General features: G+C 71.6%; 20 protein-coding genes. 12 read left to right on the top strand and 8 right to left on the bottom strand.

Features of this window, described 5'->3' with window-relative positions; all coding sequences use genetic code 11:
- Positions 1 to 118 precede the first annotated feature (118 nt).
- Both ABD830_RS29355 and ABD830_RS29350 read left to right on the top strand, forming a co-directional pair.
- On the top strand, positions 119 to 781 hold the full coding sequence (locus tag ABD830_RS29355) for a response regulator transcription factor (RefSeq protein WP_344994271.1): 663 nt from the start codon (positions 119 to 121) through the stop codon (positions 779 to 781).
- A complete protein-coding gene (locus tag ABD830_RS29350) occupies positions 778 to 1,884 on the top strand; it encodes a sensor histidine kinase (protein WP_344994268.1) in 1,107 nt (368 codons plus the stop codon). Before ABD830_RS29355 ends, ABD830_RS29350 begins: the two co-directional genes overlap by 4 nt.
- Here the strand turns inward: ABD830_RS29350 and ABD830_RS29345 are convergent.
- The gene (locus ABD830_RS29345) at positions 1,841 to 2,761 is read right to left on the bottom strand and encodes an alpha/beta fold hydrolase (RefSeq protein ID WP_344994265.1); all 921 of its coding nucleotides are present in this window, start codon (positions 2,759 to 2,761) and stop codon (positions 1,841 to 1,843) included. The genes ABD830_RS29350 and ABD830_RS29345 overlap by 44 nt on opposite strands.
- Before the next feature lie 92 nt (positions 2,762 to 2,853).
- Positions 2,854 to 3,828: a sporulation protein gene (locus ABD830_RS29340; protein WP_344994262.1), complete on the bottom strand. Its 975-nt coding sequence runs from the start codon at positions 3,826 to 3,828 to the stop codon at positions 2,854 to 2,856.
- A 155-nt stretch (positions 3,829 to 3,983) separates the two neighbouring features.
- On the opposite strand from ABD830_RS29340, the gene ABD830_RS29335 reads away from it, so the two are divergent.
- From ABD830_RS29335 to ABD830_RS29325, 3 genes are all read left to right on the top strand, one after another.
- The gene (locus ABD830_RS29335) at positions 3,984 to 4,169 is read left to right on the top strand and encodes a hypothetical protein (RefSeq protein WP_344996065.1); all 186 of its coding nucleotides are present in this window, start codon (positions 3,984 to 3,986) and stop codon (positions 4,167 to 4,169) included.
- Between the two features lie 62 nt (positions 4,170 to 4,231).
- The gene (locus tag ABD830_RS29330) at positions 4,232 to 5,110 is read left to right on the top strand and encodes an NAD(P)H-binding protein (RefSeq protein WP_344994259.1); all 879 of its coding nucleotides are present in this window, start codon (positions 4,232 to 4,234) and stop codon (positions 5,108 to 5,110) included.
- An 87-nt stretch (positions 5,111 to 5,197) separates the two neighbouring features.
- Positions 5,198 to 6,568, top strand: a complete 1,371-nt coding sequence (locus ABD830_RS29325) for a GH39 family glycosyl hydrolase (protein ID WP_344994257.1) — start codon at positions 5,198 to 5,200, stop codon at positions 6,566 to 6,568.
- A 16-nt stretch (positions 6,569 to 6,584) separates the two neighbouring features.
- Here the strand turns inward: ABD830_RS29325 and ABD830_RS29320 are convergent, their stop codons facing one another.
- Positions 6,585 to 7,166, bottom strand: coding sequence for a TetR/AcrR family transcriptional regulator (locus ABD830_RS29320; protein ID WP_344994254.1), 582 nt, complete (start codon positions 7,164 to 7,166; stop codon positions 6,585 to 6,587).
- Positions 7,167 to 7,246: 80 nt separating this feature from the next.
- Between ABD830_RS29320 and ABD830_RS29315 the strand changes: the two genes are divergently transcribed.
- The 5 genes from ABD830_RS29315 to ABD830_RS29295 all read left to right on the top strand — a co-directional run bounded on the left by ABD830_RS29315 (position 7,247) and on the right by ABD830_RS29295 (position 13,292).
- Positions 7,247 to 8,047, top strand: a complete 801-nt coding sequence (locus ABD830_RS29315; RefSeq protein ID WP_344994252.1) for an alpha/beta hydrolase family protein — start codon at positions 7,247 to 7,249, stop codon at positions 8,045 to 8,047.
- Positions 8,048 to 8,114: 67 nt separating this feature from the next.
- Positions 8,115 to 8,612 carry a pyridoxamine 5'-phosphate oxidase family protein gene (locus tag ABD830_RS29310; RefSeq protein ID WP_344994248.1) on the top strand — a complete coding sequence of 166 codons (498 nt, stop codon included), beginning with the start codon at positions 8,115 to 8,117 and terminating at the stop codon, positions 8,610 to 8,612.
- 137 nt (positions 8,613 to 8,749) lie between these two features.
- Positions 8,750 to 10,153 carry an L-fucose/L-arabinose isomerase family protein gene (locus ABD830_RS29305; RefSeq protein WP_344994245.1) on the top strand — a complete coding sequence of 468 codons (1,404 nt, stop codon included), beginning with the start codon at positions 8,750 to 8,752 and terminating at the stop codon, positions 10,151 to 10,153.
- A gap of 216 nt (positions 10,154 to 10,369) precedes the next feature.
- Entirely contained in the window at positions 10,370 to 12,490 is a 2,121-nt protein-coding gene (locus tag ABD830_RS29300; protein WP_344994243.1) for a SpoIIE family protein phosphatase, read from the top strand.
- A gap of 67 nt (positions 12,491 to 12,557) precedes the next feature.
- Complete coding sequence (locus ABD830_RS29295) at positions 12,558 to 13,292, top strand: MBL fold metallo-hydrolase (protein WP_344994241.1); 735 nt, start codon at positions 12,558 to 12,560, stop codon at positions 13,290 to 13,292.
- Positions 13,293 to 13,313: 21 nt separating this feature from the next.
- Here the strand turns inward: ABD830_RS29295 and ABD830_RS29290 are convergent, their stop codons facing one another.
- The 3 genes from ABD830_RS29290 to ABD830_RS29280 form a co-directional block, all read right to left on the bottom strand.
- A complete protein-coding gene (locus ABD830_RS29290; protein ID WP_344995982.1) occupies positions 13,314 to 13,514 on the bottom strand; it encodes an alpha/beta fold hydrolase in 201 nt (66 codons plus the stop codon).
- Entirely contained in the window at positions 13,417 to 13,794 is a 378-nt protein-coding gene (locus ABD830_RS29285) for an alpha/beta fold hydrolase (RefSeq protein WP_344994238.1), read from the bottom strand. Before ABD830_RS29285 ends, ABD830_RS29290 begins: the two co-directional genes overlap by 98 nt.
- A gap of 63 nt (positions 13,795 to 13,857) precedes the next feature.
- Entirely contained in the window at positions 13,858 to 14,616 is a 759-nt protein-coding gene (locus tag ABD830_RS29280) for an SDR family NAD(P)-dependent oxidoreductase (RefSeq protein ID WP_344994235.1), read from the bottom strand.
- Between the two features lie 62 nt (positions 14,617 to 14,678).
- Here ABD830_RS29280 and ABD830_RS29275 point away from each other — a divergent pair, with 62 nt between their 5' ends.
- On the top strand, positions 14,679 to 15,140 hold the full coding sequence (locus ABD830_RS29275) for a MarR family winged helix-turn-helix transcriptional regulator (protein ID WP_344994232.1): 462 nt from the start codon (positions 14,679 to 14,681) through the stop codon (positions 15,138 to 15,140).
- A 42-nt stretch (positions 15,141 to 15,182) separates the two neighbouring features.
- Here the strand turns inward: ABD830_RS29275 and ABD830_RS29270 are convergent, their stop codons facing one another.
- A complete protein-coding gene (locus ABD830_RS29270; RefSeq protein ID WP_344994229.1) occupies positions 15,183 to 16,529 on the bottom strand; it encodes a cytochrome P450 in 1,347 nt (448 codons plus the stop codon).
- 409 nt (positions 16,530 to 16,938) lie between these two features.
- Between ABD830_RS29270 and ABD830_RS29265 the strand changes: the two genes are divergently transcribed.
- The gene (locus tag ABD830_RS29265) at positions 16,939 to 17,976 is read left to right on the top strand and encodes a TerC/Alx family metal homeostasis membrane protein (protein ID WP_344994226.1); all 1,038 of its coding nucleotides are present in this window, start codon (positions 16,939 to 16,941) and stop codon (positions 17,974 to 17,976) included.
- 148 nt (positions 17,977 to 18,124) lie between these two features.
- Here the strand turns inward: ABD830_RS29265 and ABD830_RS29260 are convergent, their stop codons facing one another.
- Entirely contained in the window at positions 18,125 to 18,460 is a 336-nt protein-coding gene (locus ABD830_RS29260; protein WP_344994223.1) for an SbtR family transcriptional regulator, read from the bottom strand.

Below are 18,460 nucleotides of genomic sequence, written 5' to 3'. Positions count from 1 at the left end.
GGTCGCAGCCGCTGCGACCCGGCTGCGACCGGGGTTCTGGCATCGTTGCAGGCATGGCATCTCGACCTGGCGGCCGGTCGGCCCGCCCTGCCCGCACGACGACCGGCGGTGAGTGGCGATGAGGGTCCTCGTCGTCGAGGACTTCGAGGTCCTCGCCCGTTCCATCGGAACCGGGCTGCGCCGCGAGGGCATGGCCGTCGACGTCGTCCTGGACGGCACCGCCGCTCTCGACCGCCTGGCCGCCACCCGCTACGACGTGGTGATCCTCGACCGCGACCTGCCCGGCGTGCACGGGGACGAGATCTGCCGGCGACTCGCCCACAGCCGCTGCCAGACCCGCGTCCTGATGCTCACCGCCTCCGGCACGATCGAGGACCGCGTCGACGGGCTCAGCCTCGGCGCCGACGACTACCTGCCCAAGCCGTTCGCGTTCGCCGAACTGGTCGCCCGCGTCCGTGCCCTGGCCCGCCGCGCCACCCCGCCGCTACCGCCCACCCTGGCATGGGGGGACATCACCCTCGATCCGGCCCGCCGTACCGCGTCCCGGGCCGGGCGGCGCCTCGAGCTGAGCCCCAGGGAGTTCGCCCTGCTCGAATGCCTGCTCGCCGTGCCAGGCCTGGTCATCTCCGCCGAAGAACTGCTCGAACGCGTCTGGGACGAGGCCGCCGACCCCTTCAGCAGCGCCGTCAAGCACACCATGCACCGGTTGCGGGGCAAGCTCGGCGACCCGCCCGTGATCGAGACCGTCCGCGAAGGCGGCTACCGCATCGGACCGGCATGACGTCTCGAAAGCGGTCCCTGCAGACGCGGCTCGCGCTCGCCTACGCGGCGGGCATCTACGCCGCCGGGGTCCTGGTGGTCGTCCTGCTCGCCGTCCCGCTCGCCGGCGTCCAGGCGACCACCCCCGAGGGCCACCCCTCATCGGGCGCGATCACCGGGACCGGGACCGGGATCAGCCTGCCCCAGCTCCTCACGGGATCCGCCGCCGCCCTGGTCGTGCTGATTCCCGTCGCCCTGGCTCTCGGCTGGTTCGTCGCCGGCCGGTTCCTGCGACCGCTGCGCGCCATCACCGCCACCGCCAGAATCATCTCAGCCGGAGACCTCCACCGGCGCCTCGACCTCGGCGAGCCCACGGACGAGCTGACCGAGCTCGGCCACACCCTCGACGACCTGTTCACCCGCCTCGAGGCCGCCTTCGACGCCCAGCGCCACTTCGTCGCCAACGCCTCCCACGAGTTGCGCACCCCTCTGGCGGGCCTGCGTACCCTGCTTGAAGTCGCGCTGGCCGACCCCGACGCCGACGCCGACACCCTGCGCGCGGCCTGTCAGGAGGCCCTCGCTCTTGGCGGGCACCAGGAGCGGCTCGTCCAAGCGCTGCTCGCGCTGGCCATCAGCGAGCGGGGCGTCACCCGCTGGGACACCCTCGACCTCGCCCACGTCGTCGAAGGGGTGCTCGCCTCCCGCCGCGACCAGGCCGCGGAGGCAGGCATCGACCTTGCCGAACACCTGACGCCCGCGGTGACGGCCGGAGACCCGAGACTGATCGAAAGCCTCGTCGCCAACCTCATCGACAACGCCATCCGCCACAACCACGCGGACGGGCACGTCAAGGTGGCCACGCAGACCTCCGGCACGCTGGTGGCCCTCACGGTGACCAACAGCGGGCCGGTCATCCCCGACGACCAGATCCAGCGCCTCTTCCAGCCCTTCCAGAGACTGGCGCCCGATCGTCACGGCCGCCGCGACGGTTACGGCCTCGGCCTCGCCATCGCCGATGCCGTCACGCAGGCGCACCACGCCACCCTCACCGCCGCCGCACGCCCCGAAGGCGGCCTGTCCATCACCGTACGGTTCGCGCATGGACCTCATCCGGACCGTCCCTGACGTCAAGGGGATCGCCGGCCCTTGGGGGCTGCCTCACCACGGCAGCGCGGAGCGCCGCACCGAACCGGTCCGGTGCGTCCAGCCATGGATGGTGCCCCGCGTTCGGGACGATGACGGCCTCGCAGCCGAGGCGTGTCGCGAGACGTCGCAGGGCATCAGCAGGGCGACTGTCGCCGGCCCCGCCGATGATCACCGCGCCTGGCGGCAGGCACTCGCGCAGTTCGTCCACGCGTGATTCGAGCGGGTCGGCTCTCTTCGCCGCGTTGAGCTGGGTGTTCATCGCGTAGTTGACAGGCCGCAGCGTACGGGCTGATGCCAGCGCCCAGTCCCATGCCCGCGTCCGATCGGCGTGGTCGGTGAACCACGCCAGCGTGAGGTACTCGATCTCCTCGGCGTCCGTGCGCGATTCGATCGCGTCCAGTTCCTCGAGCCTGGCCTGCTGCTCGTCACTGCGTCGTGCTCGCTGTGCCGCCTGGTCGGCTTCCCGCCATGGGTCCAGGAAGGGCCCGGCGATCTGGATCAGTCCGGCCACGCGCTCCGGATGCGCAAGCAGGAAGTAGCCGGCCATATTGGTTCCGAACGAATGCCCCAGCAGAACGACCCGATCGTGTCCCCACGCGTCGAGCAACAACACCAGGTCGTGGACATGGCGGGCGATCGTGTGCTCTCCCTGCCAGGACGATCCGCCGGTGCCGCGCTGGTCGTAGCGGTGGACCAGGCACAGGTCGTCGATGATGCCGGCGACCGGCGCGAGATAGTCGGGGACCCCTGGACCGCCGTGCACCATGACCACGGGAAATCTCCGCGAACTCACCGAGCCCACGGTCCAGGTTCGTAGCCGTGCGCCGTCATCCGACTCGATCATGGTCGCGGTCATGGGCGCGAGTGTAATGTTCACGCCGCGGTGAGGGCCGGCGGCGGGTGGGTGAGCCGTCCCGCCGCCGTGCGGGCCATCGGACCAGCCCCCGGTCACCAGTCGTCGCCGCCGCCTTCGTCGCCCTCGAAGAACTCCTCGGCCACTTCCTCGACGATCTCTCCCGCGACGAGCCCTCCCACGACGCCCGCGGCGCCGGCGGCGGCCACTGTCCCCCACCCGGGACCACCGTGGTGCTCGCCGTAATGCCCGCCGTAGTGGCTGTCGTGGTGGCCGCCGTGGTGGCCGCCGTGAACGGTTCCGTAGTGGGCCAGGCCGTCCAGCCAGCGGCCCAGCTCGCTCTCCCAGTCCGTGTGGAGCGCGTCCTGGTGGCTGACGTGGAAGCGGCCGATGGCGTCGCTCGACGAGAAGCGCCCCGCACGCTTGTCCGCCTCCAGCACCACCTCCAGCCCGGCGGAATCGGCGACGAAGGTCACCTCGACCTCGCCCACCACGCCCGCGTAGCGGCCCGTCGGGTAGAACTCGATCTCCTGGTAGAACGGCAGATCCTGGTGCACCCCGTAGAGGTGGCCCGCCTCCAGGTCGGCCGACTTGAAGCCGAACCCGAGCCCCAGGAACGCCTCGAGGATGCGCAGCTGCGACGGCAGCGGCTCGATCGCCACCATGTCGAGGTCGCCCTTGTCGACGGCTTTGGCGATGGCCAGCTCGGTGCGCACGCCCACCGCCATCCCGGTCAGCGGCTGCCCGCCGATCTCGCTGATCGGCGCCTCCCACGGCACCGCCAGCTCGAAGCCGAGGACGCGCTCCTCCCCCTGGCGCAGCGTGAACGGGCCGGACACCCGGGCGCGGGAGAACTCACCGACCCCGCCGTGCTCGCCGTCCCCGTGCTCGATCTCCACCCGGGCCACCAGACCGAGGGTGACGTGCTCGATCTCGGCGTCGAAGTCGCCGCCCTTGAGCCGTACCTCCCCTCGCAGTGTCCCGCCCGGCTGGGTCCTCGGGGTGGACAGGACGGTGTCCACCGAGGGCGCGCCGACGCCGAAAGCACCCAGCATCCGTTTGAAGACCACGGCTCTTGTTCTCCTGTCGAAGATCGGTTGTGTGCCGCTGGGCTAACGATCCACGCGGACGCGCGAGTTCCTGGGCTCGGCACATGCACCTTATGTCCGGTATGGCAGCAAGGCGGGTCAGGAGGAAGGAGAGGGGTCGCCAGCGTACGGGCGTCTTGGACACGGACGAGACGACGTGGTGCCCGGACCCGTACCTGCCGGTCGACGGCTACCTGGAGCTGCGGCCCGACCGGCCCGGCTGGGGCGTGGAGATCGACGAGTCGGCCCTGCGCACCGACGACTACGTGCATGGGGAGCGCGTCCTGCCCATCCGCCCCGACGGCTCGACCGGGTACGTCTGAGACGTGCCTCACATTCGCCCGCACCCGTCACACTCGGGCCACCGGCCCTGCTCTCAGGAGGCATGACACAGAACACGATCCTGGTGACCGGCGCGACCGGCACCCTCGGGCGCCCTCTGGTCGAGCTGCTCGTCGCGGAGGGCGCCGCGGTCCGCGCCGTCAGCCGCGCTCCGCACGACGCCCGCCTCCCCGCGGAGGTCGAGGTCGTCGAAGGGGACCCGTCCAGGCCGGGCACGCTCGCCCGCCACCTGGACGGCGTCACCGCCGTCTTCCTGCACTCCCGCGCCATCGGCGAGTCCGCGGGCGAGCTGCTCGCCCTCGCCAAGGAGCGCGGCGCGGCGCGGGTGGCCGCCCTGTCGGCGACGAACATCGACGAGCCGCTCGACCGGCAGCCCTCCCGCTACCGCGGCGACAGGAACAAGGAGTCCGAGGCCGCCGCCGTCGCCAGCGGCCTGAGCTGGACCAGCCTGCGGGCCGGCCCGTTCGCCTCCAACGCGGTCCAGGCGTGGGCCGCGCAGATCCGCGCGGGCGACACGGTCCGGTACGTGTCCGCGTCGTTCCCCGAGGTGCCGCTGGACGACCGGGACCTGGTCGAGGTGGCCGCCCGCGCGCTGCTCACCGATGAGCTGGCCGGGCGGCGGGCCGAGCTGACGGGCCCGGAGGCGCTGTCCCACGAGGAGATGGTGGCGGTCATCGGCCGGGCGATCGGCCGGCCGCTGCGCTTCCAGGAGGTCCCGGCGGAGGCGTTCGAGCAGGGCATGATCAGGAACGGGCTGCCTGAGCCGTTCGTGCGGGCCCTGCTGAGCAGGTACGTCAGGAACGTCCCCGAGCCCGTGACCGACGAGGTGGCGAAGATCCTCGGCCGCCCGGCGCGGACGTTCGCCGAATGGGCGGCCGACCACGCGCGGCTCTTCGCCGGGAGCCCGAACGATAACGATTAGCTGTGAACCCTGCCGGCGGTGTGCCCCTTCCCCGCCACCCGTGGAACGCTACAGGCGTCACGATGACTGAGGATCGGGTGAGATTCGGTGGCATCGACTGGCAGGGGATGGATCAGGGGGCGGCTCGGCCGGGCGGTCGTGTTATCGGCGGCCGTGGCGCTGGTCATGACGGGCTGCTCCCTCGCGGACCGGGCGGAGCGGGGGACCACCGGCGCCCAGCAGGAGCGGCGGTCCCCTGCGGAGTCCCAGCCGGCGCCCGAGGACCGCCCGCGGGTGGACGAGGGCTGGCCGCGCTGGGGCTTCACGCACACGGGCGTCAGCGCCAACAACGTCAACCCGGACTTCGAGCAGGACGTCGCCAGGCGGCTGTCGCAGACCCCGATGCTGCAGAACCAGCACATCATGGGCTTCGGCGCGCTCAACCCGGAGCCGTACCGGGGGCAGTACTACTGGGAGGACCTGGACAGCCGGCTGAACCTCATGAAGGAGTCCGGCGCCGTCCCCGTCATCACGCTCTGCTGCGCCCCCGACTGGATGAAGGGCGGCCCCGAGGGTCCCACCGAGGGCTCAGCGTGGGGGGAGCATCTGGAGGACGCCCCCTATCCGGAGCACTTCGACGACTTCGCCAGGCTGGCGGCCGCCGTGGCCTCGAGGTACACGGACGTCAAGTACTTCATGGTGTGGAACGAGCTGAAGGGTTTCTGGCGGGACCACGCCAGGCCGGCGAACTACAAGGGCTACACCGAGCTGTACAACAAGGTGTACGAGGCGGTGAAGAAGGTCCGGCCGGACGCCAAGGTCGGCGGCCCGTACCTCGGGTTCGACAGCAACAAGGGCGGCGACTCCGAGCTGCGCGGCGACTGGGGGGTCGTCAACCAGAACGTCCTCGACGCCTTCGACTACTGGTTCGAGCACAAGAAGGGCGCCGACTTCGTCGTGGTCGACGGCGCCTCGCCCACCGACGCCCACCAACTGCTGCCCGACGAGTTCGGGGCGCTGGACAAGTTCGCCGCGGTCACCAAGTGGCTGCGCGACAAGGTCGGCGACCTGCCGGTCTGGTGGTCGGAGTGGTACATCGTGCCCGAGGACGGCACCACGTGGCCGGAGCCCAAGCGGCTCGCCGTACAGGCCGCCTCCATGATCGAGTTCGTGCGGAGCGGGGCCGCCACGGCGCTGTACTGGAACCCGCAGACCAAGGACGGAGCCTGCCCGGCGTGCCTGTGGGACCCGCGCAGCGGCGCGGAGACGCCGACCGGCCGGCTGCTGGCGGACTTCGCCAGGTGGTTCCCCGCCGGGGCCGAGCTGGAGCAGGTCACCTCGTCGGACGCCAAGGTGCGGGTGCTGGCCCAGCCCGAGCGGCTGCTGCTGGTCAACACCGCCGACGCCGAGATCACCACGACCGTGGACGGCAAGGAGTACGCGCTCAAGCCGTACGAGGTGAAGTGGACGGGCCGTTGAGGGACGCTTCCCCGGTTCAGCGGGCCTCGCGCAACAGGGCGAGAGCCGCCTGCTTGGCCAGCCGGGCGGCCTCGCCCTCTCCGTGGTGGTCGGCGAGCACGGTGGCGCCCTCCACCAGCATGAGCAGCTGCCTGCCCAGGGCCTCCGGCGCACGGGCGCCGGCCCGGCGGGCGATGTCGGTCAGCAGGTCGAGGTGGCGGTCGAGGTGCCGGGCGGCGACGGCCCGCGGCGGGCCCTCGTGCCACTGGGTGGAGGCGTTGACGATCGCGCAGCCGCGGAAGGCGGGCTCGGCGTACCAGCTCCCGAGCGCGTCGAAGACGGCGGCGAGCTGGTCGGCGGGGTCGCCGCCCGCGCCGGCCGCCGCCTCGCGCAGCCAGCGCACGACGTGGTCGCTGCGGGCCTCGAGCACGGCCTCGACGAGCCCGTCCTTCGAGCCGAAGTGCCGGTAGAGCGTCTCCTTGGACGCGCCGACGCGCGCGCACAGCTCCGCCACCCCGACGCCGTCAAGCCCCCGCTCGTACAGCAGGGTCGTGGCGGCGCGCAGGATCGTCGCGCGGGTCTGCGCGGGGTCGAGCGAGGCGCCTTTGGGAACGGGCATGCGGAAGATGGTACCGGACGGTTCCAACTCTCTGCTAAGTTCACTCATCGAACCGACCAGTTCGATGATGGAGATCTCGCATGGCTCTCAGTGCCCTAACTCCCCCGGCCAGCACTCCGGCGGTCACGTTCGACAGCGGCGGCGAGCGGCTGCTCGGCGTCCTGCACCTCCCGGCGGGTCCCGGGCCCCATCCGATCGTGGTGCTCCTGCACGGGTTCCCGGGGAACGAGCGGAACTTCGATCTGGCCCAGGCGTTGCGGCGGGCGGGCTACGCGGCGCTGGTGTTCCACTACCGGGGCTCGTGGGGTGTGGGCGGGTCCTACTCGTGGCGGCACATACTGGAGGACGCGGCCCGCGTGGTGGCGGCCGTACGCGAGGACTCCCGGCTGGACCCGGCGCGGCTCGGCGTGGTGGGGCACAGCATGGGTGGGTTCGCGGCCCTGATGACGGCCGCCGCCGATCCGGCGGTCCGTGCGGTCGCCTCGGTGGCGGGCTTCAACGTGGGACCGGCCGCCGTGGCGTGCCTCGCGGATCAGGCGGTGCGGGCGGCGTACGTACGGGATTTCGAGGGCGAACTGCTGCCGCTACGCGACACCAGCGGTGCGGCGCTGGTGGCCGAGATGGAGGACAACGTCCAGGAGTGGAGCCTGGCCTCGCTCGCCCCGCGCCTGGCCGACCGCCCCGTGCTGCTCATCGGGACCGGCCGCGACCCTGTCACCCCGGCGGAGACGCACCATCATCCGCTGGTACGGGCTTTCGACGCGCATCCGGTGCCGCGGCTGGAGCACCACCTCTTCCTGACCGATCACGCGCTCTCGGACCACCGGCTGGAGCTGATCGACACGGTCACGGACTTCCTGGACAGGACGCTACGCCCCTGACTCCGTCGGACCGATGAGTTTTCGGTGGGTCCGCTGTCAACACTTCGGACGAAGGAAGGAAGTGACCATGGCAGACCTCTCGCAGGGTGACGTGCGGTTGCTGGAGACCGACATCGCACAGCGCCTGCTGCACTCGACGATTCCCGCACGTCTCGCGTACGTGGCGACCGACGGGACACCTCGGGTGATGTCGACCTGGTACGTCTGGAACGGCGAGGAACTCGTCATGGCGACGTACGTCAACTGCCCCTCGATGGGGATCACCCGCCCGGCCGGGCGGCTCCGGGCCCTGCGCGCCAGCCCCGACGTCGCCATCACCATCGACACCGAGCCCCAGCCGCCGGACGTGCTCCTGCTGCGCGGCCGCGTCTCCATCACCGAAGTCGACGGCATGGTGCCCGAACAGGCCCAGGCGGCGCGCCGTTTCCTCGGGGAGGAAGGCGGCGCCGGCTACGTCGCCCAGGCCGATCATCCCGAGACGAGGATGGCCCGCATCGCCCTCCGCCCCACCTGGGTGGGCGTCCTCGACTTCCGGACCCGCGCGCCCGGCATCATCGGCGCCTGACGGCCGGGCCGGAAGGGGGCCGAGGGTCCTGCGGCTCTCGGCCCGCCGGTGCCCTCTGGTGAGGTTTCGGAAAGGATCTATACTTTTGTCCGAAAACTTCCCGGCATCCTCCCTTCACCCCTCAGGAGGGCTTCACCGTGGCACGCAAGAAGAAGACCCGTATCGGACTGGTAGCCGGCGGGCTGGGCGCGTACTGGCCGCAATTCCCCGATCTCCTGCCCCAGCTCCAGCGATCAGCCGCGCGGGTCTCTGAACGGATGCGGGAGCTGGACGCGGAGATCGTGGACGTCGGGTTCATCTCCGACGCCCAGGAGGGCGCGGTGGCGGCCGAGAAGCTGCGGGCCGCCGACTGCGACCTCATCGTCGGATTCCTCACCACCTACATGACGGCCACCATGCTCGTGCCGATCGCGCAGCGCAGCGGCGCGCCCGTGCTGCTGATCAACCTGCAGCCGACCGAGTCGATGGACCACGCCACGTTCGACACCGGCCAGTGGCTGGCCTACTGCGGCGCCTGCCCGCTGCCCGAGATGGCCAACGCCTTCCAGCGGTGCGGCATCCCGTTCCGCTCGGTGTCGGGCTACCTGGAGGACGAGCGCGCCTGGGCCAGGATCACGAGCTGGGTGCGGGCGGCCGGGGCGCGCGCCGCCCTGCGGCACGGCCGCCACGGGCTGATGGGCCACCTCTACCCGGGCATGCTGGACGTCTCCACCGACCTCACGCTCGTCTCGGCGAACTTCGGCGGGCACGTGGAGGTGCTGGAGTTCGACGACCTGCGGGTACGCGTGGAGAAGGTCACCGACGCCGAGGTCGCCGCCAAGCGGGCCGAGGCCGAGAAGATCTTCGAGCTGGCCGAGAGCGTCAACGAGGTCGACCTGGAGTGGGCCTGCCGCGTCTCCGTCGGCCTCGACCGGCTGGTCGAGGACTTCTCGCTGGACAGCCTGGCGTACTACCACCGGGGCCTGGACGGCGAGACGCACGAGCGGCTCGGCGCCGGGATGATCCTGGGCGCGTCCCTGCTCACCGCGCGCGGCATCCCGGCGGCGGGCGAGTACGAGCTGCGCACCAGCCTGGCCATGCTGATCATGGACCGGCTGGGCGCGGGCGGGTCGTTCACCGAGCTCCAGGCACTGGACTTCCACCGCGGCCACGTCGAGATGGGCCACGACGGGCCCGCCCACCTGGCCATCAGCGCCCGCAGGCCGCTGCTGCGCGGGCTCGGCGTCTACCACGGCAAGCGCGGATGGGGCGTCTCGGTGGAGTTCGACGTCAAGCACGGGCCGGTGACGGCGTTCGGCATCATCCAGCGCCGCGACGGCCGCTTCGCCCTGGTGGCCTCGGAGGGCGAGACCGTGGACGGGCCGCACCTGCAGATCGGGAACACCACTTCCCGCGTGGACTTCGGCCGGGATCCCGGCGAATGGACCGACGACTGGAGCGCCACCGGCATGTCCCACCACTGGGCACTCGGCACCGGCCACCGCGCGGCCGAGCTGAAGGCCCTCGCTCACCTGCTGGACGTGGAGTTCGTCCAGATCTGATCCCCGCCGCTCCCCGACCCCCCGGCCGCCGATGTGGGCGCGGCCGGGCCGGCGGCCCCGCCGCATAACATGACGGACATTTCGCGATTACGTCAACCGGTATCTTCCTCACCGCCCTTTTCCTAGGTCTATGCGCTAGCGCAACGTAAGCAATCTGCTACTTACGCGCGGGTATCCTGCCCGATATGAGTGGTTTTCGCCGATTCTGGTGTTCGCGTGACGGGCGCTAGGCGGGCCGAGGCGGCGCAGGGGAACGTCGCGCCGCCGAGCCGCTCGTCCCGCCTGGACGAGCTGCTGATCGACGCCGTCGCCAGCACGGGAGCGCACATCGGCGCCACGTACCTCATGGACGAGGACGGCACGGTCCTCCGCATGGACGCGCACCTGGGGCTCCCCGCGCTGATCGCCAGGGCGTGGGCCAGGATCAGGACGAACGACCCGGTGCCGATCGCCATGACGGTGCGCCGGCGGCGGCTGTTGTGGCTCGCCGGTCTGGAGGACCTGGCGCGCATGTCCCCGGCCGCGGCGCTGTCCCTCCCCTACCACTTCGCGGTCGCGGGCTCGCCCATCTGCAGCGGCGACACCGTCTGGGGCGGGTTCCTGCTGCTCTGGCCGGGCGGGCGGGTGGCCCGGCTCTCCCAGCACCAGCTCGACCTCATCGAGGACGTCACCGCCAGGATGGCCGGCGTACTCCAGGAGGCGGCCGAGCAGGGCCGCCCGATCCGGCCGGAGCCGCAGCCCCGCGCGCTCGACCTGCGGCCGGAGGCCGACCCGAAGGCCGACCTGGTCGCCCTCGACTGCCTCAACCGCCTGCCCGAGGGCTACTGCTCGCTGGACACGGAGGGGCACGTGACCCTCCTGACGGCCGCGGCCGCCGACCTGCTGCGCAGCTCCACGTCCGAGCTGCTCGGCAGGCGGCTGTGGGACGCGCTGCCGTGGATGGACGACCCGGCGTACGTGGACCGCTACCGCGCCGCGGTCGTCGGCAGCCAGGAGACCCACTTCACGGCGCACAACCCCGCGGGGCAGCAGCTGTCGTTCCGTCTCTTCCCCGGCCTGACCGGGATCTCCATGCGCATCACGCCGAGTGCGGGTGCCCGCGCCCCCGGCCGGCTCGCCGGCTGCGCCGAACGGTCGTCGAAGACGGTCGCGCTGCACGAGATGCTGCAGCTGGCCACCGCCCTGTCCCGGGCGGTGACCGCGCAGGAGGTGGTCGACCTGGTGGCCGACCACGTCATGCCGCTCTACAACGTCCAGGCTCTGTGCATCCTCACCTCGAAGGGCGGCCGGCTGCGCGTGGACGCCTCGCGCGGCTACAGCAAGGCGGCCATCGAGGAGTTCGACGGCCGTCCCGTGATCCTGCCCAATGCGGCCAACCACTCCTTCGACGCCTGCCAGCCGGCGTTCTACTCCACGTGGGACGAGCTGCGCCGGGCCTATCCGGACGCGGTCCGCTCGGACGACATGTCGGCCTGGGCGTTCCTGCCGCTGGTCACCTCGGGCCACCCGATCGGCACGTGCATCCTGGCGTACGACCGCCCGCACCAGTTCAGCGCCGACGAGCGGGCCACGCTCACCGCGCTCGCCGGGCTGATCGCGCAGGCGTTCGAGCGGGCCCGGCTCTACGACGTCAAGCACCAGCTCGCCCAGTGCCTGCAGCAGAGCCTGCTGCCGCGTACGCTGCCCGAGATCCCCGGCCTCGAGCTGGCCGCCCGCTACCTGCCCGCCATGCCGGGGATGGACATCGGCGGCGACTTCTACGACCTCATCCGCCTGAGCGGCACCATGGCCGCAGCCGTCATCGGCGACGTGCAGGGCCACGACATGACCGCCGCCGCGCTCATGGGCCAGGTGCGCACCGCCATCCACGCCCACGCCACCGCCGGGGCCACCCCCGGCGAGGTGCTCGCGCACACCAACCGGCTGCTCTGCGAGCTGGCCCCCGACCGGTTCACCAGCTGCCTCTACATCAGCCTCGACCTGCGCAAACGCACGGCCTGCCTGGCCAGCGCGGGCCACCTGCCGCCGCTGCTGGCCCGGCCTGGCTGGCGCACCCAGATCCTCGACCACTCCCCCGGGCTGCTGCTCGGCGTGGAGCATGACGCCGAGTACACCACCTCGGAGCTGCCCCTGCCCCCCGGCTCCGTCCTGGCCCTCTACACCGACGGCCTCATCGAGGAGCCGGGGGTCGGGCTCGGCGAGGCCATCGGCGAACTGGCCGAGCGTTTCACACCCTCGACCGGCGAGCCCCTGCACGACCTGGCGGAGTCGCTGATCAAGGGGGTCGCCGTCGAGCAGCGTACGGACGACATCGCCGTACTTCTCTGCCGGACGTGAGCCTTCCTGGGCCGGCCCGCGCGGCCGGTCTTTGCGGGTGGCCGTCGGGGCGTGCGACGATCATCGAATGCGGGTGCGCTTCGTCGGCAGTGGGGACGCGTTCGGCAGCGGCGGCAGGTTCCAGACGTGCGTCAGCGTCACGTCCGGCGACCGCGCGTTGCTGGTCGACTGCGGCGCCACCAGCCTGACGGCGCTGAAGTCCCAGGCCATTGATCCGCAGTCGGTCGACGCCGTGGTGATCTCCCACCTGCACGGCGACCACTTCGGCGGTCTGCCGTTCCTCGTGCTCGACGGCCAGTTCAGCAGGCGGGCCAAGCCGCTGCACGTGTTCGGGCCCGCGGGCACGGGCGAGCGGCTCACCCAGGCCATGGAGACGCTCTATCCCGGCTCCAGCCGGGTCACGCGGCGCTTCGACGTCGAGGTGCGCGAGCTGCCCGCGGACGGGTCGCCGTCGGACTTCCACGGGTTGGCGATCCGCGCGTGGCAGGTCGTTCACGAGTGCGGTGCGCCGCCGCTGGCCGTACGGGTGGAGGACGACGAGTCGGCCTTCGCCTACTCCGGCGACACCGAATGGACGCCGGCGCTCGCCGAGGCGGCCCGGGGGGCGAGCCTGTTCGCCGTCGAGTCCTACACCTATGACCGGCCGATCCGCTACCACCTCGACTACCGGACCTTGCGCGCGCATCTGGACGAATTGCGCGCCGACCGCGTGGTGCTGACGCACATGTCCCCGTCGATGCTGGCCAGGCTCGCCGACACGGACCTGCCCGCCGCGTACGACGGCATGGCCCTCGACCTGTGATCCCCCTTCACGTGCCGTCGGTCAGGACAGGGTGCGATCCAGGAAGTCGCGGGTGAGCGCGACGATCTCGTCGAGGTTGGTCTCGAGCGCCCAGTGCCCGGCGTCGAGCAGATGCAGCTCCGCGTCAGGCAGGTCGCGGAGGTAGGCCCTGGCGGACCCCTCCGGCATGTAGCCGTCGTGCGGGCCCCAGACGATCAGCGTGGGCGGCCGGTGCTCGCGCAGGTACGCCTGCTCCTTGGGGAACCATTCGAGCGTCGTCGCCCGAGAAGCGGTCGCGGCCGGGCGTGCCGCTGTAGCCGAAGCCCGGCAGGTCGGGCGCCACCAGCCGCCTACGGTCGCCGAGCGCGGGCAGGAGGTTGCGGAATTCGTACGAGGAGCAGGGATAGCCGTGCGGCAGCAGGAGGACGGGCGCGTCGGGCGGCCCGGCCTCCCGGTAGAAGATCTCCACCCCGTCAACGTCGATGGTCCGGTGCGTGACCGACACCGGTCTGGTCTGCGTCATGGGAGGCCCACGTACCCATCCGGCCAGGCGATATGCGCCCTGGCCCGCCCGGTGCCGGTACGGCTAGCGCGTCAGGTGCCGCCCGCCCGCCACCGAGAGCACCTCGCCGTTGGCGTGCCCGTTCGCGGCCGAACCCAGATAGGCCACCGCGGAGGCGACGTCCTCCGGCGTGCAGATGCGCCCCGTCGGCGTCTTCGCCCCCTCGGCGTCCACGGCCTCCTGCCCGAACTGGGGCCAGGTCAGCGCCCTCTCCGTCAGCGTGAAGCCCGGCCGTACGACGTTGGTGAGGATGCCGTGCCGGGCCTCCCGTACGGCGAGCACCTTCGCCGCCGCCTCCAGCGCGCTCTTGGCGGCGGGGTACGCCACGCCCGCCGGCAGCGGCTGGTCCACCACATCGGACGAGATCAGCACCAGCCGCCCCCATCCGGCGCTCCGCATGCCGGGGAGCACGGCGTCGACCAGTGCGAGCGTCCCCGCCACGTTGGCGGTGAGTCCCCCGGTCAGGGTCTCCCACGTCTCCGGCGCCGCCACCGGCCAGGCGACCGCGTTCGCCACCAGGACCGCCACGTCGCCGAGCTCCTGCTCGACCTGGCGCGCCGCCTCCTGCGCCGACCCGGGGTCATGCTGGTCGGTCCGCACGGTGATCGCCTTCCCGCCCGCCTGGTTGATCGAGTCGACGAGGGCGAGCGCCCGCTCCTCGTTGCTGTGCCAGCCGGCGGCGACCAGCGCTCCCTCCGCCGCGAACGCCCTGGCGATCGCGCGGCCGATGTCGCCCGACGCCCCGGTGACCAGCACGACCCTGCCGTTGAGTCCGAGATCCATCAGCATCTCCAATAGTTAGCCGACTACTTATTAGCCGACTATACACCGGTAGGGTGGATGGTGTGGATCCAAGTGAAGTGGGGCGCATCAACCGGGCGCTGAACAAGATGAGCAAGCTCTACCGCGTCGCCAAGGCGCGCAAGCTCGCGGCGATCGGGCTGCACCCCGGGCAGGATGTGCTGCTGTGGCTCCTGACCCAGGAGCCGGACGGCATGACCGTCAAGGAGCTGGCGGCGCGGCTCTCGATCGAGCCGCCCACCGCGACCCGCACCCTGGCCCGGCTGGAGGGCGGCGGCTGGTTCCGGCGGGAGCCGGTGCCCGGCGACCGCCGCCAGGTGCGCATCCTGGCCACGGAGGCCGGCCACGCGCTGGTGCCCGCCATCGAACGCGCATGGGCGGAGCTGGCCGAGGAGGCCCTGGGCGAGACGGGCGAGGAGTGGCGCGAGATCGCGCTCACGGTGCTCGAGCAGGCCAACGACCGGCTCCGCCGTATCGTCGGCGACGACGTCCTGGCCGAGGAGTGAGCCGGCCGGTCCCACGGGGCGCGCCAGGGACCGGCCGCCTTCTCATCGTCCGCGGCGCAGCCCCCGCAGGAAGCCCCACAGCCCGGAACGTGACGCCGGCTGCCCGGCCCCATCCGCCGGCGCCGGATGTGCCGCCGGTACGCCGCCGTCGGCACCGCGGCCCACGGCGGGGACGTAGCTGTCGGCGAACTCGTACTGGACGGGCAGCGAGCGCAGCGCCCGCATGAAGGGAGAGGGACGCCAGGGCAGCTGGTCGGCCGGGAGCGCCAGCTTGACCTTGGAGAGCCGGGCGAAGAGGCGGCGCACGGCGGTCGTGGCGATCTGAACCGCCAGCCGCTGCCCCAGGCAGCTGTGCGGGCCCGCTCCCCAGGCCAGGTGCGCCCGGGTGCTGCGGATGGCCTGCCGGTCGAGCGCCCCCGAGAACCGCGGATCGGCGTGGGCGCCCGCGACGGAGAGCATCACCGCATCGCCCGCGGCGATCGTGTAGTTGCCCATCTTCACGTCCGCCCTCGGGAAACGGAAGGTCAGGTTGGCCATGGGCGGGTTGAGCAGGGCGACCCGGTTCACCGTCTCGTCGATCGCGCCGACCGACAGGCTGGCCCGCACGTCGGGGTTGGAGACGACCTCGACGACCACGTTGCAGACCAGGCTTGCGGTGAAGTCGAGCAGGCCGGGCAGCATGAGCAGCTCGCGGGCCAGCTCGTCCAGCGTGAAGTCCGGGTTGGCCGCCATCATGTACGAGGCCAGGTCGTCGCCGGGGCGTTCCCGCACGGTCGCCGCGAGCTCCGTCATGGCCGCGTACAGGCGCTCGAACGCCGCCGCCGCATCCGGCCCCGCGTCGACCAACCGCCAGATGTCCATGACCACCTCCTCGCCGCGCTCGGCGGTGAAGCCGAGCATGCGGTTGGCGACCATCAACGGGAGCGGCCGGGCGTACTGCGCCGCCAGATCCGCGAACCCCGTGGAGCCGCCTTCCGCCAGCACGCCGATGAGGTCGTCGGCGTACTGCTCGATCGCCCGCTCCAGCAGTTGGGCCTGCGGTTGGGACTGGTCCTGGAACGGCGCCAGCGCCTGCGTCCACGCGGCACGGAACCGGCGCTGCGCGGCGCCCTCCGAGAACGCCGAGTTGTTGATCTGGAAGACGGGCAGCAGCGGCCAGTCAGCCGGGATCCGGCCCTCCGCGCTCGCCCGCCACCTGTCCACACGCTTGCTCCAGAGGCCACCCTTGTTCTGCAGGACGTTGAGGACCTCCTCGTAACCAAGGACGAACCAGACCGGCACCCCGAGGAGATCGAGCGGGGCAACCGGGCCGTACCTGCCGCGCAGCCGTTCGTGGACGAGTGCGGGGTCCGCGTCATACGCCCTGGTCAGCAGCGGTTCCAGGGACATCGACTCCAGGGTTTCTGCGGGCTGCTGAGGCCACGGGCCGTTGATCACGGGGATGAACTACCTCTCTGGTTGCCGCCCCCTTGCAACGTCGATGCATATGTCACGGCACGAGTGACGCGCTCTGGGAGCTTTCGGCCGATTCGCTTAAGAGGTCTGCAAGCATCACGCATAGCGCCGATCATTGGCAAGAGCCAAATATACTCACTGTCTCGAAGTGCGGACGCTACGTGCTCCCGGCATAGTGGCTCGTTGGCCGGATTTGTCCTACTGTGGGGCAAGCGAGGGGAGTACTTCCCAAGCGTCGATCCGGTCAGTACGGACGCAGCCGAGCGTCCCCGGACGGCCGCCCGCACCCACGGGTGAAGGAGACCTCGAACGGCTTGAGCACGTTCGAGGAGGTTTCATGTCCATGGGGACACTTCTGGTTGCGCCCGATCAGGGCACCATCGCGTCACCCGGCTTGTGGGCGATCACTGTGGCCGGCCTGGTCCTGCTGCTGGGGATCGACGTCGTGCTGACCCGGCGCCCGCACGACGTGCACATGCGCGAGGCTGTGGCCTGGTCCGCCTTCTACCTGGTGCTGCCGGTGGGCTTCTGCGCGTACCTGTGGGGCGCCTTCGGCACCGGCACGGCGGTCGACTTCTTCACCGGGTACGTGGTGGAGAAGTCGCTGTCGGTGGACAACCTGTTCGTGTTCATGCTGCTGCTGACGGCGTTCGCGGTGCCGCGGGAGCTGACCCAGCGGGTGCTGCTGTACGGCATCATCGGGGCACTGGTGCTGCGGGCGGTCTTCATCGCGCTGGGAGCCGCGGCGCTGCAGAGCGGGACGTGGGCGTTCCTGCTGTTCGGGGCGGTCCTGATCGCCACCGCGGTAAAGGTGGTGAAGGGGGACGACCAGGAGGTCGACGTCTCCTCCATGCGCAGCGTACGGCTGCTGCGCCGCTTCGTCCCCGTCACCGGCGACTACCGCGGGTTCCGGCTGGTGGTGCGCGAGCAGGGCCGCCTGGCGATCACTCCGCTGGCCCTGGCCACCGTGGCGGTGTTCGCCACCGACATCGTCTTCGCCGTCGACTCGGTGCCCGCCGTGTACGGGGTGACCGAGGACCCCTTCCTGGTCTTCGCCACCAACGCCTTCGCGCTGCTGGGCCTGCGTGCCCTGTACTTCGTGCTGCGCGGCGCGCTCACCAAGCTGCGCCACCTCAACTACGGCCTGGCCGCCATCCTGGCGCTCATCGGCGTCAAGCTGGTGCTGCACTGGGCGCACGGCCTGTGGGCGTGGGTCCCGGAGATCCCCACCCTGGCCTCGCTGGGCGTCATCGTCGCCGTCCTGCTCACCGTCACGCTCACCAGCCTGTACGCCGACAGGCACGCCGCCCCGGCGCCCGAAGGCGGCGACGACGCCGGGTCTCCCGAGCCCGAGCCGGCCGACACCCGGCGCGACACCTGAACGCGCCGAGCGCGCACGACATGAGGACGTGCTCGGCGCCCCTCTCACCGTGTGCCGGATCCACGTCCCGCTCGCGGAAACGCACCGGCGGCTGAGAAGCAGGCACGCGCACCACCCTCAGGGTCTCGACCTTCGCGGTGGGCGGCACTCAGGTCGCGGGCGCGGCCGGCTGACGGCGGGCCGCCAGGCCGTCCAGGGTGACGGTGATGAGGCGGTCGGCGACCGGGGGCGACACGTGCTCGTGCAGCCAGGCGGCCGCGGAGGTGAGCGCGGTCACGTCCGCGCCCGTCGCGTCGGCCCGTACGGCGCCGGATTCACGTGCCCGCGCGATCAGCCGTTCGCCGATCGCGGCCATGCGCAGGCAGGAGTCATGCAGTTCCGACGCCTCGTCGTCCAGGCCGTCCGCCAGCAGAGAGGCCAGGCCGCTGTAGGTGGCGGCGTGCGCCGTCGCCGCACGGACCCAGGCGGCGAGCCGGAAGGACAC

Origin of the sequence: Nonomuraea helvata, from assembly GCF_039535785.1 — a bacterium.
In the GTDB taxonomy this organism is placed as follows: domain Bacteria; phylum Actinomycetota; class Actinomycetes; order Streptosporangiales; family Streptosporangiaceae; genus Nonomuraea; species Nonomuraea helvata.
The sequence above is the reverse complement of the archived record's forward strand: the minus strand, read 5'-3'. Positions and strand labels throughout refer to the sequence as shown.

Coding starts and splice junctions, on each gene's coding strand:
- ABD830_RS29285 (WP_344994238.1), bottom strand. CDS start 13,794: ATGACGCAGACCAGACCGGTGTCGGTCACGCACCGGACCATCGACGTT.
- ABD830_RS29295 (WP_344994241.1), top strand. CDS start 12,558: ATGCGGGTGCGCTTCGTCGGCAGTGGGGACGCGTTCGGCAGCGGCGGC.
- ABD830_RS29265 (WP_344994226.1), top strand. CDS start 16,939: ATGGGGACACTTCTGGTTGCGCCCGATCAGGGCACCATCGCGTCACCC.
- ABD830_RS29315 (WP_344994252.1), top strand. CDS start 7,247: ATGGCTCTCAGTGCCCTAACTCCCCCGGCCAGCACTCCGGCGGTCACG.
- ABD830_RS29270 (WP_344994229.1), bottom strand. CDS start 16,529: ATGTCCCTGGAACCGCTGCTGACCAGGGCGTATGACGCGGACCCCGCA.
- ABD830_RS29345 (WP_344994265.1), bottom strand. CDS start 2,761: ATGACCGCGACCATGATCGAGTCGGATGACGGCGCACGGCTACGAACC.
- ABD830_RS29280 (WP_344994235.1), bottom strand. CDS start 14,616: ATGGATCTCGGACTCAACGGCAGGGTCGTGCTGGTCACCGGGGCGTCG.
- ABD830_RS29320 (WP_344994254.1), bottom strand. CDS start 7,166: ATGCCCGTTCCCAAAGGCGCCTCGCTCGACCCCGCGCAGACCCGCGCG.
- ABD830_RS29330 (WP_344994259.1), top strand. CDS start 4,232: ATGACACAGAACACGATCCTGGTGACCGGCGCGACCGGCACCCTCGGG.
- ABD830_RS29355 (WP_344994271.1), top strand. CDS start 119: ATGAGGGTCCTCGTCGTCGAGGACTTCGAGGTCCTCGCCCGTTCCATC.
- ABD830_RS29310 (WP_344994248.1), top strand. CDS start 8,115: ATGGCAGACCTCTCGCAGGGTGACGTGCGGTTGCTGGAGACCGACATC.
- ABD830_RS29350 (WP_344994268.1), top strand. CDS start 778: ATGACGTCTCGAAAGCGGTCCCTGCAGACGCGGCTCGCGCTCGCCTAC.